15 protein-coding genes are annotated in these 19,556 nt (G+C 46.9%); 8 read left to right on the forward strand and 7 right to left on the reverse strand.

From position 1 onward, the window contains the following. Window positions 1-51: 51 nt before the first annotated feature. Window positions 52-1,119 carry an efflux RND transporter periplasmic adaptor subunit gene (locus tag J2W69_RS11250; RefSeq protein WP_310278277.1) on the reverse strand — a complete coding sequence of 356 codons (1,068 nt, stop codon included), beginning with the start codon at window positions 1,117-1,119 and terminating at the stop codon, window positions 52-54. Window positions 1,120-1,465: 346 nt separating this feature from the next. On the opposite strand from J2W69_RS11250, the gene J2W69_RS11255 reads away from it, so the two are divergent. The 3 genes from J2W69_RS11255 to J2W69_RS11265 all read left to right on the forward strand — a co-directional run bounded on the left by J2W69_RS11255 (window position 1,466) and on the right by J2W69_RS11265 (window position 6,751). Further along, entirely contained in the window at window positions 1,466-2,887 is a 1,422-nt protein-coding gene (locus J2W69_RS11255; protein ID WP_310278280.1) for an OmpP1/FadL family transporter, read from the forward strand. A 335-nt stretch (window positions 2,888-3,222) separates the two neighbouring features. Then, window positions 3,223-5,031 (forward strand): flavin monoamine oxidase family protein, encoded by a 1,809-nt coding sequence (locus J2W69_RS11260; RefSeq protein ID WP_310278283.1) that lies wholly within the window; start codon window positions 3,223-3,225, stop codon window positions 5,029-5,031. Beyond that, window positions 5,018-6,751: an alpha-keto acid decarboxylase family protein gene (locus tag J2W69_RS11265; RefSeq protein WP_310278286.1), complete on the forward strand. Its 1,734-nt coding sequence runs from the start codon at window positions 5,018-5,020 to the stop codon at window positions 6,749-6,751. The genes J2W69_RS11260 and J2W69_RS11265 overlap by 14 nt, the downstream gene beginning before the upstream one ends. Window positions 6,752-6,822: 71 nt before the next feature. Here the strand turns inward: J2W69_RS11265 and J2W69_RS11270 are convergent, their stop codons facing one another. The 4 genes from J2W69_RS11270 to J2W69_RS11285 form a co-directional block, all read right to left on the reverse strand. Continuing rightward, on the reverse strand, window positions 6,823-8,154 hold the full coding sequence (locus J2W69_RS11270) for a DUF4397 domain-containing protein (RefSeq protein WP_310278289.1): 1,332 nt from the start codon (window positions 8,152-8,154) through the stop codon (window positions 6,823-6,825). Window positions 8,155-8,358: 204 nt separating this feature from the next. Beyond that, window positions 8,359-9,324 (reverse strand): DUF4097 family beta strand repeat-containing protein, encoded by a 966-nt coding sequence (locus J2W69_RS11275; protein ID WP_310278291.1) that lies wholly within the window; start codon window positions 9,322-9,324, stop codon window positions 8,359-8,361. A gap of 11 nt (window positions 9,325-9,335) precedes the next feature. Next, entirely contained in the window at window positions 9,336-9,854 is a 519-nt protein-coding gene (locus J2W69_RS11280; RefSeq protein ID WP_310278293.1) for a hypothetical protein, read from the reverse strand. Next, window positions 9,844-10,380, reverse strand: coding sequence for an RNA polymerase sigma factor (locus tag J2W69_RS11285; protein ID WP_310278295.1), 537 nt, complete (start codon window positions 10,378-10,380; stop codon window positions 9,844-9,846). Before J2W69_RS11285 ends, J2W69_RS11280 begins: the two co-directional genes overlap by 11 nt. Before the next feature lie 212 nt (window positions 10,381-10,592). On the opposite strand from J2W69_RS11285, the gene J2W69_RS11290 reads away from it, so the two are divergent. From J2W69_RS11290 to J2W69_RS11310, 5 genes are all read left to right on the forward strand, one after another. Further along, a complete protein-coding gene (locus tag J2W69_RS11290; protein ID WP_310278299.1) occupies window positions 10,593-12,338 on the forward strand; it encodes an esterase/lipase family protein in 1,746 nt (581 codons plus the stop codon). A gap of 38 nt (window positions 12,339-12,376) precedes the next feature. After that, window positions 12,377-13,681, forward strand: a complete 1,305-nt coding sequence (gene yegD, locus J2W69_RS11295) for a molecular chaperone (RefSeq protein WP_310278303.1) — start codon at window positions 12,377-12,379, stop codon at window positions 13,679-13,681. Between the two features lie 156 nt (window positions 13,682-13,837). Then, window positions 13,838-15,289 carry a DEAD/DEAH box helicase gene (locus J2W69_RS11300; protein ID WP_310278306.1) on the forward strand — a complete coding sequence of 484 codons (1,452 nt, stop codon included), beginning with the start codon at window positions 13,838-13,840 and terminating at the stop codon, window positions 15,287-15,289. 29 nt (window positions 15,290-15,318) lie between these two features. Further along, on the forward strand, window positions 15,319-16,005 hold the full coding sequence (locus J2W69_RS11305) for a pseudouridine synthase (protein WP_310278311.1): 687 nt from the start codon (window positions 15,319-15,321) through the stop codon (window positions 16,003-16,005). Window positions 16,006-16,075: 70 nt separating this feature from the next. Beyond that, window positions 16,076-16,489, forward strand: a complete 414-nt coding sequence (locus tag J2W69_RS11310; protein ID WP_310278314.1) for a hypothetical protein — start codon at window positions 16,076-16,078, stop codon at window positions 16,487-16,489. A 36-nt stretch (window positions 16,490-16,525) separates the two neighbouring features. On the opposite strand, the gene J2W69_RS11315 is transcribed toward J2W69_RS11310, so the two are convergent. Continuing rightward, window positions 16,526-18,106 (reverse strand): ATP-binding cassette domain-containing protein, encoded by a 1,581-nt coding sequence (locus J2W69_RS11315; RefSeq protein WP_310278316.1) that lies wholly within the window; start codon window positions 18,104-18,106, stop codon window positions 16,526-16,528. Window positions 18,107-18,302: 196 nt separating this feature from the next. Beyond that, window positions 18,303-19,487, reverse strand: a complete 1,185-nt coding sequence (locus J2W69_RS11320; RefSeq protein WP_310278319.1) for an MFS transporter — start codon at window positions 19,485-19,487, stop codon at window positions 18,303-18,305. Between the last annotated feature and the right edge of the window lie 69 nt (window positions 19,488-19,556).

Raw genomic sequence — 19,556 nt, forward strand, 5'->3', positions numbered from 1 at the left:
TTATTTATTCATAACGGTGGGGCTTGCGCCCCACTGCTGAGGGAGAATTGATTAGCTCTTCGCAATGACCTGAACAGGGCTTTGCTCTTTTAAACTTGCCTGACCTGCAGTAACCACCTGATCACCTTCGGCTAAACCTTCCACCACTTCAAACATGCTGTCGGACTCATAGCCAGTCGTGATAGTTTTGCGTTCAACCTTACCGTCTTTATTCACCACAAAGACTGAACTGCTGTTATCCATCGCCATCACAGCACGTTTTGGTACTAATAAAGCAGCATCTTTTGCATCGTATTGCACTTCAACCTGAGCAAACATACCGGCTTTTAATGTCAGATCGCTGTTATCCACACCCACTGTGACCCGGGCTGTACCAGTAGCCGCATCGACCACAGGAGATATACGGATAATTTGGGCCTGTTTAACTGGCATAGCGGCAAAGTGCAAGTGTGCCACCTGGCCCACTTTAGCGTTAGGCAGCTGATGCTCAGGTAAATTGATCACAGCTTCTAAGCGCTCTTGTGACACAATTTCAAACAAAGCTTTGGAAGAAAACTCAGTGATCAACTGACCCACTTTGACATGACGACGGGCAATAACACCACTGATAGGCGCAATGATCTGGGTTTCTTTTAATGCCAGTTCTGACAAAGCCACTGAAGCCGACAACGATTCAACCTGCCATTTTAATTTGTCGTACAAGTCAAAACTGACCAGTTTTTTCTGATACATAGTTTCTAAACGCGCCAGTTCACTTTTCAACTGACCTAATTCAGCTTTGCCTTTGGCTAAATTCAGTTGCTGACGTTCAGTGTCTAAAATCGCCATCACCTGCCCTGCTTTGACCACATCACCTTCTTCCACAAACAACTGCTGCACTATGCCAGTGGACTTGCTGTTTACTTCAGCGTCCTCTTTGGCTTCCAGTGTGCTGGTGGTGCGGTACAAGCTGCTGATCTCACCGCGACTGACTACAGCGGCCTCAACAGGAATGCTAATCACAGTTTCCACTTTAGCAGCATCAGGACTTCCTTCAGCGCTGCCGCATCCGGTTAAGACCAAAGAACTGGCGAATAAGGCAGTGGTTACAGCAGTCGCAAGCAATGAGCGGTTTTTCATAATTAATCCTTGAATAAACAAAATCGAATCAGTTGCAGAAGGAGTGCATCCCCTGTGCCATTTCGAAAAATACGAATAAATCCGTTTAAAAACAACTAGATAAAATAATAAAACATAAAATCAGCCTGAGTTCATTTTTAAATTTTGGCAAATTTCACTACTTTTTAGTCAATGAAAGATCAGACCAGTAGCGGATTTTGCCAGACTTAGAGCATGTACTCTAAGACCTTGTCCCCCTATAATGCCGCGAAATTCATTACAGGGTACAAAAATAATGTTACGAAAAGCTTCATTACCTTTGACAATCATCCCTTTGACAATCATCCCTTTGACAATCAGCCTTGCCTTGGTTAGTCAGTCTGCATTCGCTGAAGGCTACAAACTGTTTGAGCAATCCGTCAGCGCTGCCGGTAACGCTTATGCCGGTCGTGGCGCTCAGATCACCGATGCTTCTTTGCTGTATTCCAACCCTGCTGCATTAACTGAATTAGAAGGCGCGAATTTCTCCGGTGGTGTAAATCTGATCTATGCAACCAGCCGTTACACTGACGCGTCAGCTCAAAGCGCAAATGGTATGGCAGTTTCAGGCCGCGACTCTGGCAAGCTGACCTTAGCTGAGTTAGTGCCTTTTGCATTTTACACTGACCATATCAGCGATAACTTAAGCTGGGGTATTGGTGTCTATGCGCCTTTTGGTCTGTCGTCTGACTACCATGATGACTGGGTTGGCCGTTATTTTGCCGATGAAACCGCCATCAAAGTGGTCGCCATGCAGCCTACTGTGGCTTACAAACTAAATGAAGCCTGGTCTGTTGGCCTGGGTATTAACATCAATTACGCCGAAGGCACTTTATCCAAATACAAAGACCACTCAGGTTTATGTGAACTGGGCACCAATATCAATGCTTTATATGGCGCAGATGTGTACAACGCAGCTTATTGTGACAGCCACTACGAAGTAAGTGGCGATGATGTGGCAGCCGGTTACAATTTTGGTATTCATGCTGACTTAGGTTCAACCAAACTGGCTTTGGTGTACCACTCAGAAGTGAAATACAACTTAAAAGGTGACTCAGAAATCACTAATACGCCTGTTACTGGCGCAAATGTGGCTGGCAATCCTAATTTTATAATCGCTCGTCCAGAGCTGCCTGCCGTCAGTGTAGCTACAGGAAAACTGGCCGCTAACAGCTATCTGTCAGAGCAAAGCAAACTGGATTTAACCACTCCTGCTAATCTGGCCTTTAGTGCAGATCAGAAAATAACCGACCTGTTATCTGTGCAAGCCAGTGTAACCTGGACAGGCTGGAGCAGCTTTGAGTCTATTGATATCGTCAGCGATGACGCCAGCCCCAGTCTTTCATTAAGCACTCAACTGCCACAAAACCTGAATAAAGCAGGTTACATTGGCTATATCCCAGAGCATTGGCATGATACCTGGTCATTTTCTTTAGGTACTACAGTGCACTACAACGACGAGCTGAGGTTAAGAACTGGTCTGGCTTACGATGAAAACCCTATCTCCACCAGCCATAAAACAGCCCGGGTGCCCACAGGGGACCGGATCTGGTGGACCTGGGGTGCAACCTGGGATCTGAGCGCAGCTCAAAGCGTCGATTTTGCATATGGTTATATGTGGATGAATAAAGTCAGCATTGATGAGCATGAATACAACGCCAATGGCGAGCGTATTTATAACTCAGGTGTACAAGCGAACTACCGCAACAATGCCCAGGTTCTGGCGGCGCAGTGGAACTATAAGTTCTAAAGCCAGAACAACCTTAAACCCGCTTCTCAAAACCACCGTAAAAAACGGTGGTTTTTTTATCCGCACGCAACAAGATTCTTCCCGGTTTTATTAAAGTTTTCATCTTTGATAAAAACTGCATAATTTTGTAGTCAATCTAGTGACAAACACTTTAGTCTGAGACATCATACTGTTTACATCAAAGGGACTGGTGTTAGCTGTCGTTTTCCCTGCCCTGATGTACGACTCACCGTTAACTTAAGGAAAACGCAGCTTTACCCGCTGCTAAAGCCAGAGCAGTTGAGTTATACGGCTATTCATCTGCAGCCTTTGGCTGATTACTTAAGGAGAAGCTTATGACTCAACCTATTCAACTGGATATTGCCATTATAGGCGGCGGAGTATCGGGCTGTTACAGCGCCTGGCGTCTGCAACAGGACAGAGGCCACAACAGCGCTATTGCGTTATATGAATACAGCAACAGAATTGGTGGCCGCTTATACAGCCGTAAATTACCTGGTTTGCCCAATGTGGTGGCTGAACTCGGAGGTATGAGGTATATCCCTGGTTCCCATCTGATGGTGAAAAATCTGGTGACAGAGCTGCAACTTCCCACTAAAGAATTCCCTATGGGTTCAACTTTGCCTATCGAACCCGGCGGCAAAGCGGCGGGTGCAGACAACAATTTGTTTTATCTGCGCGGTCAGTACTTCCGTTACCGCGATTTCGCCGAGCACCCGGATCGTATTCCCTATAACCTGAACTGGTCAGAGCGTGGTTATGGTCCGGAAAATATGCAGGTCAAAGTGATGAATTTAATTTGTCCGGGTTTTGCCGATATGAGCCTCAACCAGCAAATGCAGGTGAAATTTTTTGGCAAGGAGATCTGGCGTTATGGTTTCTGGGATTTACTGTACAAAGTACTGAGTAACGAAGGTTACCAGTTTATGAAAGATGCTGGCGGTTACGAAGCGAACGTGGCTAACGCCAACGCCGTGACTCAGTTGCCCGCTACCGAATACAAAGATGACACCGAATTTTTAACCTTAAAAGATGGTTTTCAAAGTTTGCCACTGACGCTGGCACAACAGTTTGCCGATATGCCGGGACAGCTTGCGCCATCAGGCCGGGTGCAAATGAACCAACGTTTGACAGAAATTCGCTACAACCCAGACTCTGACTACCGCTACAGCCTGATCTTTCAGGCTACAGAAACCAATGAAGCAGGAAAAACCACGGATAAGCCTGACTGTGTACCAACAGAAGTACTGGCAAAACAGATCATTCTGGCTATGCCACGACGCTCTCTGGAATTAATTTCATCATCTTTCTTTGATGATCCGTGGCTGAAACAAAACCTTAAATCTGTCCTGATCCAATCTGCCTTTAAAATGTTCTTGGCCTACGAAAAGCCCTGGTGGCGCAGCCTGGGCTTAGTGGCTGGCCGCTCTGTGACTGATTTACCCATACGCCAGACCTACTATATGGGTACTGAATGTGAACAGCCAGGTGGCGAATCCACCCTGCATTCCTTGTTGATGGCCTCTTACAACGACATAGGCACAGTGCCGTTCTGGAAAGGTCTGGAAGCGGGCAAAGCCTTTACCGGTTATGTGCCACAGTCTTTATCCTGTGCTCCGGAACAGGTGGTACTGAAACACGAATTCCAAATCACCGAAGATATGGTCGCAACAGCTCATCAGCAGGTCACAACACTACATAATCAGCAGCAACTGCCACCGCCTTATTCTGCAGTCTATCAGGAATGGGGTGATGACCCTTATGGCGGCGGCTGGCACGAATGGAAAGCGAATTACCGCCTGGATCAAATCATGTGCCGGATGCGCCATCCTGTCGCCGATCAGGAAATTTATATTGTCGGCGAAGCTTATTCCTACGAACAAGGTTGGGTAGAAGGTGCACTCAATACAGCTGAGTCTATGTTGGAACAATTTTTTGGCCTGAGTAAACCCCAGTGGTTGTTAAAGGATCCGGCCTTTGCCAAGATTCTGCAGGACAATCCTGATTACAATTTCCTGCCGACCGCCTGCCCTGCGCCTGATCTTCACTCTAACAGCAACAGCTGTGTCTGCGGCGATTGCTCTGAAGTATTAAATGAAGTGACAGAATTTGCATATGAGGGCATCAACAATGTCGAGCATTAATTCTTTTACTGTCGCCGACTATTTGTTAACCCGCTTGCATCAACTGGGTCTGCGTAAAGTATTTCAGGTGCCTGGCGATTATGTCGCCAACTTTATGGATGCGCTTGAACAGTTTGACGGCGTAGAGGCAGTGGGCGATCTGACTGAACTGGGCGCTGGTTATGCTGCCGATGGGTATGCCCGTTTAACGGGTATTGGCGCCGTGTCTGTGCAGTTTGGCGTTGGCACTTTTAGTGTACTGAACGCTATCGCTGGCTCTTATGTGGAACGCAATCCTGTGGTTGTGATTACAGCAAGCCCCAGCACTGGCAACAGAAAAACCATCAAAGAAACTGGTGTATTGTTTCATCACAGCACAGGTGATTTATTGGCTGACAGCAAGGTATTTGCCAATGTCACAGTAGCAGCAGAAGTACTAAGTGATCCCTCAGATGCCTGGCAGCAAATAGATAAAGCCCTGACTTTGGCTATTACCTTTCGCCGACCCATTTACCTGGAAGCCTGGCAGGACGTCTGGGGCTTAGCCTGCGAAAAACCCGAAGGCGAACTCAAAGCTTTGCCGTTGATCAGTGAAGAAGGAGCACTGAAAGCCATACTTGCTGACACGCTCAAACTGCTGAATTCAGCCAGACAACCGCTGGTTTTGCTGGGGGTGGAAATCAACAGATTTGGCTTGCAGGATGCTGTGCTTGATTTGTTGAAAACCAGTGGTCTGCCCTATAGCACCACCAGCCTGGCTAAAACAGTGATCAGTGAAAACGAAGGCTTTTTTATCGGCACTTATGCTGATGGCGCCTCTTTTCCGGCTACAGTGGACTATGTCGAAAAAGCAGATGCAGTATTGGCGCTGGGGGTTATTTTTACCGATGATTACCTGACAATGTTAAGCACGCAGTTTGACCAGATGATAGTGGTCAATAACGATGAAACCTCACGTCTGGGTCAGGCTTATTATCATCAAGTGTTTCTGGCTGACTTTATTCTGCAGTTAACGGATGAGATTAAAAAATCCTCTTTGTATCCACGACAGAATAGTGTGTTGCCACTGTTACCGCCTCAGCCACAAATCACTCCGGCTTTGTTGCAACAGGATTTAAGCTACCAGAACTTTTTTGACTTGTTCTACGGCTACCTGTTACAGCATCAACTGCAGGACAAAATCACGCTGATCTTAGGAGAAAGCTCGTCACTTTATATGTCAGCCAGGCTTTATGGTTTGCCGCAGGACAGCTTTATCGCTGACGCAGCCTGGGGGTCCCTGGGCCATGAAACAGGTTGTGTGACAGGTATCGCTTATGCCAGTGATAAACGCGCTATGGCCATAGCAGGAGACGGTGGTTTTATGATGATGTGTCAGTGTTTATCGACCATCAGCCGCCACCAGCTAAACTCTGTGGTTTTTGTGATCAGCAACAAGGTTTATGCGATTGAGCAGTCTTTTGTGGATATCTGTGCTTTTGCCAAAGGCGGCCACTTCGCGCCTTTTGACCTGCTGCCGACATGGGATTACCACAGTTTAGCTAAAGCTTTTGCTGTAGAAGGGTACAGAGTTCAAAGCGGCGAAGAATTGCTGCAGGCGTTGGAGCAAATCATGACGCTAAAGGACAAACCAGCTTTAGTCGAAGTGGTTATTCCGTCTCAGGATTTAGCGCCAGCTATGGCAGGACTGGTGAAATCCATTACTGGTCATACTGTAGAGCAGTGCGCCATCCCCACATAAAGAACGAAGATAAAAAAATGGCCACGTCCTGTGGCCATTTTTTGTTCTACAACTTATCACCTACCAGTGAATTATTTTACCAGCGTGATCTTGTAACCACTCGGCGCTGCAGCAGAGGGTTCTGCGGCCAGAATATAGTTTTTACCTGCTTCCAGTTGCAACGTCTCGGTTTTATCCAACAGGCTAATAGTGCCGTTGTCTGCCACCTGAACCAGAGAAATAGAGTAGAAATCTTTTGGCAAGACTAAACTGGCGTACTTTTTAAATTCCAGTGCTTTGACATGAAACTTGGCGCTTTCAATAGTTTCGTTCTGACGGACAAAATAGAAGTGCAGATTTTTGAAATCAGGCACCAGATTCACCACATTGATTTCATGTTCGTGAACTTGTGGCAGATTTTTTTCAGTGAAATTCACTAAACCTACTTTTTGCTCTGCATCACGGAACAACAGCACAGATTTGCTTTGACCTGCATTAATAGTCAGTAACACGTTGTTTAATAACAACTGGTTGTTTTCGTTTAACACTGCGATGCTGTAATCGTTTTTGTCTAACTGGATATAATCTGTCAGCGTATCCTGCACTAAGTCAGCCACAGGTAAGTTGTTGATGGCGATCTGACCTTGCTGGTTGTCCAGGCTGTTGTAAATACGCACCTGTCCTTTGGCCAGACGATGCTCCAACGCTTCAACTGTGCTGGAGTTACCAACCATGTCTAACGACACTTGCTGTTGCATTGGACCTAACTTGTCACGCACCACCATCACATAGCTGGTGGTGTATTGGAAGTTATAAGCTGCAGCTTCAAAAAATGGTGCGTTGCTGCCTGCAGTAGTCAGAAAAAGTTTGTATTTACCCCGTTTCAGCATTTTACCAGTGGTGGTAATTGTCTTAGTGGCCACAGACTCTAACAAGGTCGCTTTGCTGAAATCGTCAGTTTCGGCGGCGGTATAAATATCTACTTTGTCGTAATTCGCCGACAAGTTAGCAACAAAAACCCGGAACTGGTCATCAAACTTTTCTTCACGCTTGTGAGTTAAGGTCAAAATGCTTGGGTTTGCCGCATCACCCGCCATCAATAACAGTGTTTTTTCACCTTTATTCAGTGTGATATCCGCTTCTTTGATCAAAGCGCTGCTGGTTGCGTTTTTCAGCTGATATTTGTAACTACCAGGATCAATCGCAAACATATTAGAAGCATCACCAAAAGTGGCAGAACCCGCAGCTTTGTCGTTTACAGTGAAAGCACTGTTTGCGCTATTGGCCGCGCCATTGTAAAACTGCACATAGCCCTGATTAAAGCCTTCTTCCGCTTTATCATCTGAGCCGCCACCGCAGGCGGCCAAAGCGATCAGCGAAAACAAAGGCAAAGCCAGACGACTGGCGCGCTGTATCATATTCATAAAGCTATCCTGTAACTTGGTTGTTAGTTGGCCAAGAGATTATGTATAGCCCCATGAAAAACCTAGCGCTTTTACCAACACCAACAGTTAATAACAGCCTTTAACAAATCAAATAAAACTGAGCACCCTTGGGCTATTGCAAAGTTATGTAAAGAGAGTGATCTAAATGAAGGCGGCAGGCTCCAGGCCTGCCCCATTGTTGATTTAGTTTGATTGCAGCTTCAATGAACCACTGACAGTACTCATTTCTACACGGCCTTCGCCTTTGCCTGTGCTGAATTCAAGGCTGCGACGTGGGCCATATTTTGCTTTTTCCGCTTTCTGACTGGTCAGCTCATTTTTAATAGAGCCTCCGGCATTAGCGACCAGATTAAATTTAGCGTTGATGCCTTTATCCAGCTTCAGTTTGGCATCACCACTGACAGTGCTGACCTCTATGCGTGGTGTCAGGCTGCCCTTGAGTTCGGCATCCAAAGAACCATTCACCGAACTCATTTCCAGTTGCTGTGCATTGGTCAATTCCAGGTCGGCTTCACCATTCACCACCGAGACTGACACTTCATTCGCTGACGATTTACTGTCAATACTGCCATTCACTGCATCCATGCTCAGCCGGCCTTGGGAGCCACTGTCTTTAATTTCACCATTGACTGTGCTGAGCCTGATACGGCCATTGTTATTGACGCTGGTTACTTCACCGTTGACGGTTTCGAGCTGAATAAACTTTTGTAGTTTTTCGCCATACACAGAACCATTCACAGTACTGATTTTGGTGCTGCCCTGAACACCGGAAACACGTACACTGGAGTTCACGCCCTGGAACTCCAGCTCAGCCCCCAGCGGTACTTCAATTTTTAAACGCGAGCCCTGGTTATCTTTATCGTCCCAGTCCCAGCCACCGTAATTACGCATATTGGGCATTTTTACTTTAAAGCTGGTAAAGCCATTTTTTGATTCCATGCTATAACCATCCGCCTTTTCATCTAAAGTGCCTGATACTTTAAAGCGGTTCTCAGCTGTGGCTATTATTTCAACTTCCCCACGCATATTTTCAATAAAAATCTTTTCATTGTTGGCCACCTGCAGATTTTCGTTTACAGACTCTGCTGCCCACAAAAACTGGCTGAATACAGAGAAGGCGAGGCCTAAAATCAGTTGTTGTTTCATCATGCTACTCCAGATTAAACCAGGCCCGATTGGACCACTTTTTGTAAGTAATTCTGCTGTTGGCTATACAATTGTTTTAATTGTTTTAATAACAGCGCTTCATTCGGATTGTATTTCAACGCCAGTTGCACCAGGGTTATCGCCTGTTGCCACTGGGCCAGTTGTTGCTGCCAGTCGGCATAGGCCGGATCTACTGTTTTCATGCTGGCCAGTTGCTCTGCTTTGGCTTGCTCAAAGCTGTAAACTATAGCGGTTTCTGCATCCAGCATCTGAGGGTTAAACACCAAAGGTTGCACTGGCGCCGCTGGTTGCCAAAACAAAGTCACAGCAAATAAAACCGATGCAGCACTGGCAACATAAGCGCTGGCAAAAGGCACAGACAACCACCGATTTGGTTTTAACTGCACCACTTTTTTCGTCATTGTTTCAGGGGCAGTTAAGCGCTGTTCCAGCTCTGGCCATAAATCGCGGGATGGTTTTAACTCCGCAGATAACCCGGCGATCAAAGCATCCAATTCATGTTCAGTTTTCATCTAACCACTCCCGTAATAACTGCCGTGCTCTGTGGTATTGCGATTTTGAACTGCCTTCAGCTATGCCCAACAATTCTGCAATTTCCTGATGCTGATAGCCTTCTAAGGCAAACAGCACAAACACAGCTCTTGCCTGATGGGGCAAGCGTAAAATTAATTGCTCTAACTCACGACTCTGGCCTAATTCAGCGCCTGTCATCTCGGGCAGCTCTTCCGTAGCCAGTCGCAGCAGTTTGTCCTGACGCCATAAGTCGATTGCGGTGCGACTTGCAATACTATGCAACCAGGTACTGAAACTACTGTCCCCACGAAACACTGGCAGTTGTTGCCAGACCTTTACAAATACCTCCTGGCAGGCATCTTCAGCTTTACTGCGATCGGCCAGCAGCCGCATACAGACCGCATAAACCCGGCCAGAATGCTGCTGATACAACTGCCTGAACGCCACCCGGTCGCCCTGCTGTGATAAGCGCACCAGATCATCCATGGGCAACACTTTCTGTTCCGGACATTCAGACCTTAACATCCTGTTCCTGTTGTTTTATTGCTGTTGTTATCTGTTTAGTCGCACGCACAGTGGCAAAAGGTTTAAATGCACTGATAAAAAACTTTCAAACTACCGGACAAGACTGCCCATACTATAGCTGAGTGACTGATTTTTAATATAAATTTTGTTTGGTATCAGGCAGGAAAATCTGACAGACTAAAGCTATATCGACAGATAAACAGGAGCTGCAGGTGCAGACAAAGCTTCAAAAAAGCAGCTTGCTGTTACTTTGCCTCTTTCTGTTTGCGGGGTGCAGCAGCCCTCACTTTTTAAAACTGTTGCCATCCACGACAAGAGCCTTGGAAGCTAATCAGCTGTTTAGTTACCAATATGCCCGTATGCAACAAATGCAAGCCGCTGAACTTGCCTTGTATTGCCCTGATTTATTGAGCTTGCCGGATGACACAGCCAATAAAAGCCTGTTGCAACTGGGTTGTGCCCAGCTTTGGTTATCCTCATCTCAGCTATCCGGCTCGGAGCTGCAACAAGCCACTACTTTATACAACCAAAGCCTGACTGCCTTTTTACAACTGATGCTACCGAAACAAAAGTATCGTCACCCTGCGCTTCGCATCGTCCTGGAACCTCCTTTAGATGAAACAGACCTGCCTTTTGAACACTTTGTCTTAGCCAGCGAATTTAGGGCTATTAAAAGCCATCATCAAATAACTTCTGGCGCTGGTTTAGGTGTCAGCCTGGTGGGCGCGCGGGAAAATACCGGCAAAGGCTGGGATAAAAATTATCCGCCAGAGGGAGTGTTCCGCTCTGTGACTATCAGCCTCAAAGAGCTGAAATTTACCAAAGAGATGCAGGTTCAACTGACATTGCAGGGCCATCTGATGCAAGGTGCAACACAACTGCAACTGGCTTCAGCTTCTTATCCATTGTTGTATGACGCCGCCAGCAGCTATTTGTGGCTAATGCAGCAATCCAGGCTGGTGGATTTAGAACTGCCGGGTTTGTTTAATGCAGAGCGGGCAGACAATAAACTGGGCATTTACAGTGTGACGCCGCTGCAAAACAACAAACAGCCGCTATTGATGATCCATGGGTTAAATTCCAGCCCACTGATTTGGTATGAGCTGACCATGGCTGTACTGCAAGATGAAGAATTAAAGCAACGTTATCAGATCTGGCATGCTTATTACCCTTCAGGCCCTCCGCCTTTTTATAATTCGATGCGTTTACGTAAAAAACTCGATGAGCTGCATGCCATGCTCAAAACCAATGGCGGCACAACAGAGTTGGATCACCTGCTGGTGGTTGGTCATAGCATGGGTGGTATTGTCAGTAAAACCCTGATCCAAAACACCAACTACCAGCTGTGGGATTTAAGCTTTACAGCGCGGCCGGAGCAACTGGGTTATGCACAGCAAGAACTGGACAAAGTGCAGGATATTTTTATCTTTAATGCCAGACCCTATATCGACAAAGTGGTGTTTCTGGATACTCCTCATGGTGGGTCAGAATCCTCTGAATCAGTGCTGGCCAGAATGGCAGGCTGGTTTATTAACTTACCGAAAAACTTCACTTCATTGATGAGCGACTTTATCCAAAAACTGGGCCCGGATAAGGTCACTTTACCTATGCGTGAATATTTGGGCAGTGGCGGCCCCCATTCAGTGCAAGTGCTGTCGCCCCGTCATCCATTATTGCAGGGCCTAAATAAACTGGATTATCAACGACCTGTATATTCAGTGATTGGCAGCGATGGGGCTTTATCCTGCAAGGATGAAAAAAGCTGCAGTCAAATCAGTGATGGTGTGGTGCCTTTTTTCAGCGCTCACCAAAGTAAAGCAGTGCAGGAAATTATAGTGCAATCGCGCCATAACTCTTATCAATCACCTCAAGCCCTTAAGTTTTTACTGCAGGTGCTCAGGCAACCTGCAGGAGAGGCCAAAATCCTGCCCCTGGCGCCTGACAAGCTTGCTGATTAAAGCTATACTCGCCGCCCTTTTTTCTGACAGGTGATCTTATGTCTGCCCCTTATCTTGCTGTTGATTTTGGCACATCCAACTGTGCCGCCGGTTTTATGCTGGACCAACAGCCGCATTTATTAGCTTTGGAGCAGGACGGCAGCCGTTACTTAAGCTCGGCTTTGTATATCGAACGCCAGCGTGATCCGGAAGACGAAGACGCCTACCTGTCAGCCAGTCTGACCCGCTTATTAGCGCAAAAAAGTACAGTGCTGGTGGGTAAAGCCGCGCACGAACGTTATAGCATGGACCCTTTAGGTGGTGTCTTTATCCGCTCACCTAAGTCGATGCTGGGCAGTCGTTTAACACCAGCTCAAACTGAAATTTATACCCAGGTGGCGACTTTATTGCTGGGCCGGATCAAACAAGGCGCTGAGCAAAAACTGGGGCATCCCGTTGAACGGGTGCTGATTGGCCGCCCTATCCATTTTCAGGGTATAGACCTCGCTTTAGGTGATGAACGGGCTTTGGCAATTTTAAATCAGGCGGCAAGCCGGGTTGGATTTAAAGAAGTCGATTTTGCCTATGAGCCTGTCGCAGCTGCTATTGAATACGAGAGGCATTTAACCCGGGAGCAACTGGTGCTGGTGGTGGATATTGGCGGTGGTACCAGCGATATCAGCCTGATCCGGCTTGGGCCTGAGCATAGCCAGAAATTTGATCGCAGCAGCGATCTCTTAGGCCACAGCGGTAAACGTATAGGTGGCGTGGATATGGATATCAAGCTGACCATTTATGGCTTAATGAAACTCTTTGGCCGTCAAAGTCTGGCACTGGATGGCAAACCTCTGCCAGGCGCTTTGTTCAGCGATGCGGTAAATATTATCGATATTCATGCACAGGAGCGGTTTTACGCTGAAAAAACTTATGATGAACTGCTGGATTTAAAAGACATAGCAGCTGAACCTCTGCTGTTAAATCGCTTTGTGCAGGTGTATCAGCAGCATTTAAGTTATTACCTGAATCAAAAAGCCGAACAAGCCAAAATTGGACTAACCGAAGATGCAGCAGTGGATGTGGTGCTGGAGCGTATTGAACAAAACCTGGTGCAAAACCTGTCGCAACAACAGCTGATGGACGCCTTGTATCAGGAGTTATCTGGTATCAGTAAGCTAATTCAACAGTGCCTGCAAAGCGCTGGCGTGAAACCTGACAGTATTTTTGTCACAGGGGGTGCTTCTGCAGTGCCTGGCGTACAACAAATGCTGCAGCAGTTATTGCCGGATGTACCGGTGATCCGCGGTGATCAGTTTGGCTCTGTTGCTATGGGCTTAAGTAAACTGGCATCGCTTCGATTTGGTTGATGACGTTTTGGCGGCTAAAGCAGCTTTAATTCCACTCAATTCACTAAGCTGCACAAAAAATCAACAATAGCGCTGGTCGCACTGGCGCTTTCCCGTTACAATGCGCGGCTTTTTGCGTGGGCCAATTGGGGTTCGCGCTTTTATTTGAGAAATTTAATGTCATTTTCTGCTTTGGGTTTAAACCCTGCTTTGGTTGAGGCCGTACATCAGGCCGGTTATACCCAACCTACCCCTATTCAACAACAGGCCATTCCTGCTGTGTTACAGCGCCGTGATCTGTTGGCTGCCGCTCAAACCGGCACAGGCAAAACTGCCAGCTTTGTATTACCTATACTGCAAATTTTATCTGCACAGCCCATCCAGAAACCTCGTCCGGTCAAAGCGCTGATTTTAACGCCAACCCGTGAACTGGCGGCGCAGATTGAAGAACAAATTCAGAAATACGGTAAAGAGTTAAGCCCTAAATTAAAACACCATGTGGTCTTTGGTGGCGTTAGCATTAACCCACAAATGATGGCATTACGGGGTGGCGTGGATATTTTAACTGCAACTCCTGGCCGTTTATTGGATCTGTTAAGCCAAAACGCCTTAAAACTGGACCAGGTACAAATGCTGGTACTGGATGAAGCCGACCGTATGCTGGATATGGGCTTTATCCGTGATTTGAAAAAAATTCTGGCTTTGCTGCCAAAGGTTCGCCAAAACCTGCTGTTTTCAGCCACTTTCAGCAATGAAATTAAAGGCTTAACTCAGGGCTTGTTGCAAAACCCGTTGATGATCCAGGTCACACCGGAAAACACCACAGTTGAAAAAATTGAACAGCAGGTGTACTTGCTGGGCAAAGGCCAGAAAACTGCAGCTTTGTGTCAGTTAATTACTGAAAACAAATGGCAACAGGTGCTGGTATTTATGCCAACTAAACACGAAGCCAACCGTTTAAGCGAACAGCTGACTTTTGCCGGTATTCCCTCTGCTGCTTTGCATGGCAATAAAAGCCAGAATGCCCGCACTAAAGCCTTGGCCGATTTTAAAGCCAATGAACTGCAGGTGTTAGTGGCCACTGACGTTGCAGCCCGTGGTATCGATATTTCGCAGCTGCCTTATGTAGTGAACTTTGCCTTACCACGTTCACCAGCAGATTATGTACACCGTATAGGTCGTACTGGTCGTGCCGGTAAATCGGGTTTAGCAGTATCTTTTGTCGCTCCTGATGAAGTGCCACAATTAAGACAAGTCGAGCGTTTAATTGGTATGAAACTGCCAAGCCAAAGCATGAACCCGGATCCATTGCCAGATGCAGTGACTGCTATTGCTAAAGCCCCCCGCCCACCTCGCCCTGTACGTAAGCCACAAGGTGAAAGCGCAAACAGCAATAAAGCACGAGCCAATGGCGGACAAAAACCAGCCTCAGGTCAAAAGCCAGGCCAGGGTCAGGGTCAAAAAACAGCGCAGGCGCCAAAGCCGCCGCGCCGTTTTGAGACTCCAAAAACTCCTGGCATTCAGACTCAGGCCGCCGGTCATATGGCCACACCTGCAGCTGAACACAATAACGGCAACGGTCAGCGTCGTCGTTTTAAACCAAAGCCTAAAGCCGCCACCGCAGCTTAAGTGACTCAGGTGTAGCAGGTAAAAGGCGGATGAAAATTCGTTTAGCTAAATACCTGGCCGACCATGGCCTTTGTTCAAGACGAGCCGCATCGAGGCTGATTGACGAAGGCCGGGTTTTGGTAAATAACAGACCCGCCAATCCTATTGATCATGTAGATGCACAAGACCATATTCTGGTCGATGAGCAACCTTTTGCTGCCGTCACTGAAAAACACTATCTGTTGTACCACAAGCCTGTGGGCATAGACTGCAACCTCAATCCAGATAAAGCCGACAGCCTGTACCATCTACTGCAGCAATTTCCTGTGCGGCTGTTTCCGGTTGGACGGCTGGATAAAGACTCTTGCGGTTTAGTGCTGCTGACCAATGATGGCGAACTGGCACAGCGTCTGTTACATCCTGATTTTTATCATGAAAAAACCTATCAGGTGACAGTGGATAAAGCGCTGACAAACGAAGCTTTAGAGCAACTGGCATCCGGGGTCAGTTGGACTGTCGGCCCTTATAGCTATCAATCCCGCCCTTGTCAGGTGACCCAACTTAGCTCTGACAGCTTTCAAATTGTGCTGACTCAGGGTTTAAACCGCCAAATTCGCTATATGTGCCGCAGCCAGGGTTTCAAAGTGCTGCAGTTAAAACGTATTGCGCTCACCGAATTTATACTTGCCGATTTAGCTGAAGGCTGTTTTAAAGCAGTTTGCCTGAACACTAAATAAAGCAGGTTACCAATTTCTGTTTTGTGTTGTAGAGTAAGCCATTGAAAAAATGACTGAAAAAGGAGACAACATGAAGAACTTAGCACTCTGGATCTTTAGCGCGTTTTGCTGCGTAGCTTTACCCTCACTGGCATCAGAACCTGCAACACTACAAGGCAGCTGGACACTTCAATCGGCGGTTTATACCAAAGCAGATGGCACTGTGATCACCCTTTCAGATGACGATCTGAAGTCCGTCAAAATTTTATCTAAAGGACACTTTAGTTTTGTCACTGTCAATAAAGACGGCAGTTTCAGCAGCGCCTTAACCGGCAGCTATCAACACAAAGGAGAGTCCTACAATGAAACTCCTCTGACAGGTTCAGTGCCTGGTATGCTGAATAAAACCTACGAATTTAAAGCTGAACTGAAAGACAATCTCTGGCTGCATAGCGGTATGGAAGATGGAATGAAAATTGAAGAGGTCTGGCAAAGACTGGATTAATCTGGGAGAGGCTGAATTAGCCTGGCAAAGACTGGACTAATCCAGTCTTACCAAAACAGAGACATCAAGCTGCTGCCATTGTGCTTCCTGATGAGTCACCAGCATAAAACCCGCCGGATACCTCTGTAAAAAGCTTTTGAGCATAGCCAGAGCCTGAAAATCCAGATGATTATCCGGCTCGTCCAACAACAAAAAGGGGGCGTAAGGCTGCAATGCCAGACTAAGCAACAGCAACTTCATCCGCTCTCCTCCGCTGAGTTGCTGCGTAGGTACGGCAAAGCGCTGTGCACTAAAGCCAATACCCGATAACAAGGTGCAGATCTGTGACTCCTGCCGCTGTTCAGTCAGGCCTTTGATAGCCTCTACGCTATTCTGAAAAGCATCCAATAAAGACAAATGCTGATCCAGATACCAGGGCTGTTGTTTAACCTGTACCACGCCTGATTTCGGCTGAATAAAACCCGCCAGTACTTTTAGTAAAGTCGATTTGCCACTGCCATTGGTTCCTGTGACTAAACAGCGCTGCTGCATACTCAACTGAAAAGACAAAGCTGCTTTTGAGCCATAAGGCAACACCAGACCGTTGCAATACAGCACTGGCCCGCTGCAGGCTTTCACTTTGGCAAGATGCGGCAATTTGGGCAATTCCCGGTAATCCAGTTGTCGTTGCAGGAGTTGACGCTGCGCACTCAACGCCTGTTGCTGAACCTGCACCTGTAGCTGCAAACGGCCCTGACTTTGCTCTGCCTGCTGAGCTTTTCTGCCCAGTAAAATCGGCGCCTGATTGGTGTGTGCTTTGTTTTTTTTCGCCTGCTGATGTTTTTGCTGTTGCTGCTCAAGCAAACGCTGTTGCTGCTGTTGCTGGCTTTTTTGTTGTTGTTTTAGCTTGTCATTTTTCTGCTGCAACTGCTGTTGTTGCCTGAGGCTTTGCTGCAAAAAGTCTTGGTAGTTGCCCTGATATTTCTCCAGAGCTAAAGGTGAGAGCTGGTAGATACAGTCAACCGTCGATAACAATTCCACATCATGGCTGACCAGTAAATACCCTGCTTTGTAGCGTTTTAACTGCTGATGCAGCCATAAACGTGTGTGTTGATCCAGATGATTTGATACTTCATCGAGCAGCAAAAATTGCTCTGTTGCAAAAGCCTTTGCCAGCCGCAGCTTCATCAACTGACCTCCACTTAAAGCCCGCAGCGGCAAAGCAGGATCAGTGGGCAAATTTAAGTCGAGCAACCACTGCCGAAGCTCAGCTTTCGCTAACCAACGATCGCCAATGCAATCAAAATCGGCTTGAATCACACCACCGGCCTCCACCCGTTCTAAGGCGTCGAACAACGCCTGTACCCCCAGATAGCCGCTGATTTTTTGACTCAGATCCGGCTCTTGTTGTGACACATAATAAAATGGCTGCTGCCAATGCAGTTCGCCGCTGTAACTCAGCTGGGTTTCCAGACCAGCCAAAGCACGTAAAAATAAGGATTTACCACAGCCATTTAAGCCCACCAACGCCTGAGCTTTCGCTTCCAGTTGCAGATCAATAGCAGGGTGTAATGATTCCAGGCCCGGATGGGTCCACTGGAATTGACGACATAACAATACAGCAGATAATTCAGACATACAGACTCCTGAAATACAGGACGACTGTGTTCACAGACAATAAAACTAAAGCGATAACTACCTGTTAAACAACAGCATTCCTGATTATTTGTAAAAACGGCTACAAATTTTCGGGATCTTAGTTGTTCATTTCAGCGGTACTCATACAGGAAGTGGCCTTATGCTAACAAGCCAGACAAAGTAGTGGCAAGTTATTTTAATGCGCTTTGAACGCACAACGTTTTAACCACAGGCTTAAAAACAAAGTCAGCATAAACATCAGCAAAGAGCCAAACACCACACCATTCCAGCCCCACCGCTGCCAGAAGGGTGATAAATACAAGCCACCAGAACTGGCGCCCAGATAATAAAACACCAGATACAAAGCACTGGCGCTGGCTTTGGCTTTCACCGCCTGCTGATTCACCCAACTGCTGGCGAGCGAATGGCAAAGGAAAAACCCAAAGGCGCTGATAAAAAATCCAAACACAATCAAAGGTAAGGCGTTAAAAACTGTCAGCATGGTTCCCAGCATCATAATAACAATGCCCAGCGCCATCCCCAAAGCCGGATGAATACGCTGCCCTAGTTTGCCGGATAAAGCAGAACCCAGGGTGCCGGTTAAATAGGTGATAAATAACAAACCTATCCAGCCGCTCGATAACAAATAAGGGGAGTCGGACAAGCGGAATGCGACAAAAGTGTACTGATTTAAAAAGATAAAAAAGTTAAACCCACCAATCAGATAGGTCAGTAGCAAAGTTCTCTGACGTAAATGAAACCAGTTATCCCTCATAGCTTGTTTCAGCTGAAAGGGCTGTTTTTGAAAATAAGCAGATTTAGGTAAATAACGCCAGACCAGATAAGTGCAGAGCAGACTGCCCAACCCCATAGGCCAGAATACCCATTGCCAGTGATTCATTTCAGCGAACCAGCCGGACAATAAACGCCCGCTAATACCGCCTAACGAATTGGCACTAATGTAATAGCCCACAGCCACCACCATAGCTGTTTTGCTGAATTCCTCCCCCATATAGGCGATAGCAATAGCGGGCAGACCACCTAAACAAAAGCCCTGCAAAGCCCGAAGTACTAAAAGTGACTGATAAGACTCCACCTGAGTCAAAGCCAGAGTGCTCAGCGCCATACCACCCAGACTCCAAAGCAACAGAGCACGGCGACCGTAGGCGTCCGACAAAGCCCCATACACAAGCAAAGACAAACCTAAAGCCAGAGTGCCTATGGCGTAGCTCCAGCTGGTTTGCAGTGGGGTCAGTTGAAATTCGCGGCTTAACAAAGGCAACAAAGGTTGCAGCATATGCAGGTTGGCAAACACAAATACAGCAGCCAGACAAAGCGCAGAACTGGCGGCATAAAAAGCGGGTGTGTTTTTTTCAATCATAGTGTTCGTCAACAACATTGAGCCAGAGAAACGACTCACCAAAGATGGCTAAGTATACCGTGAATAAGC

The sequence above is a fragment of the Rheinheimera soli genome (assembly GCF_031457405.1).
GTDB lineage: Bacteria > Pseudomonadota > Gammaproteobacteria > Enterobacterales > Alteromonadaceae > Pararheinheimera > Pararheinheimera soli_A.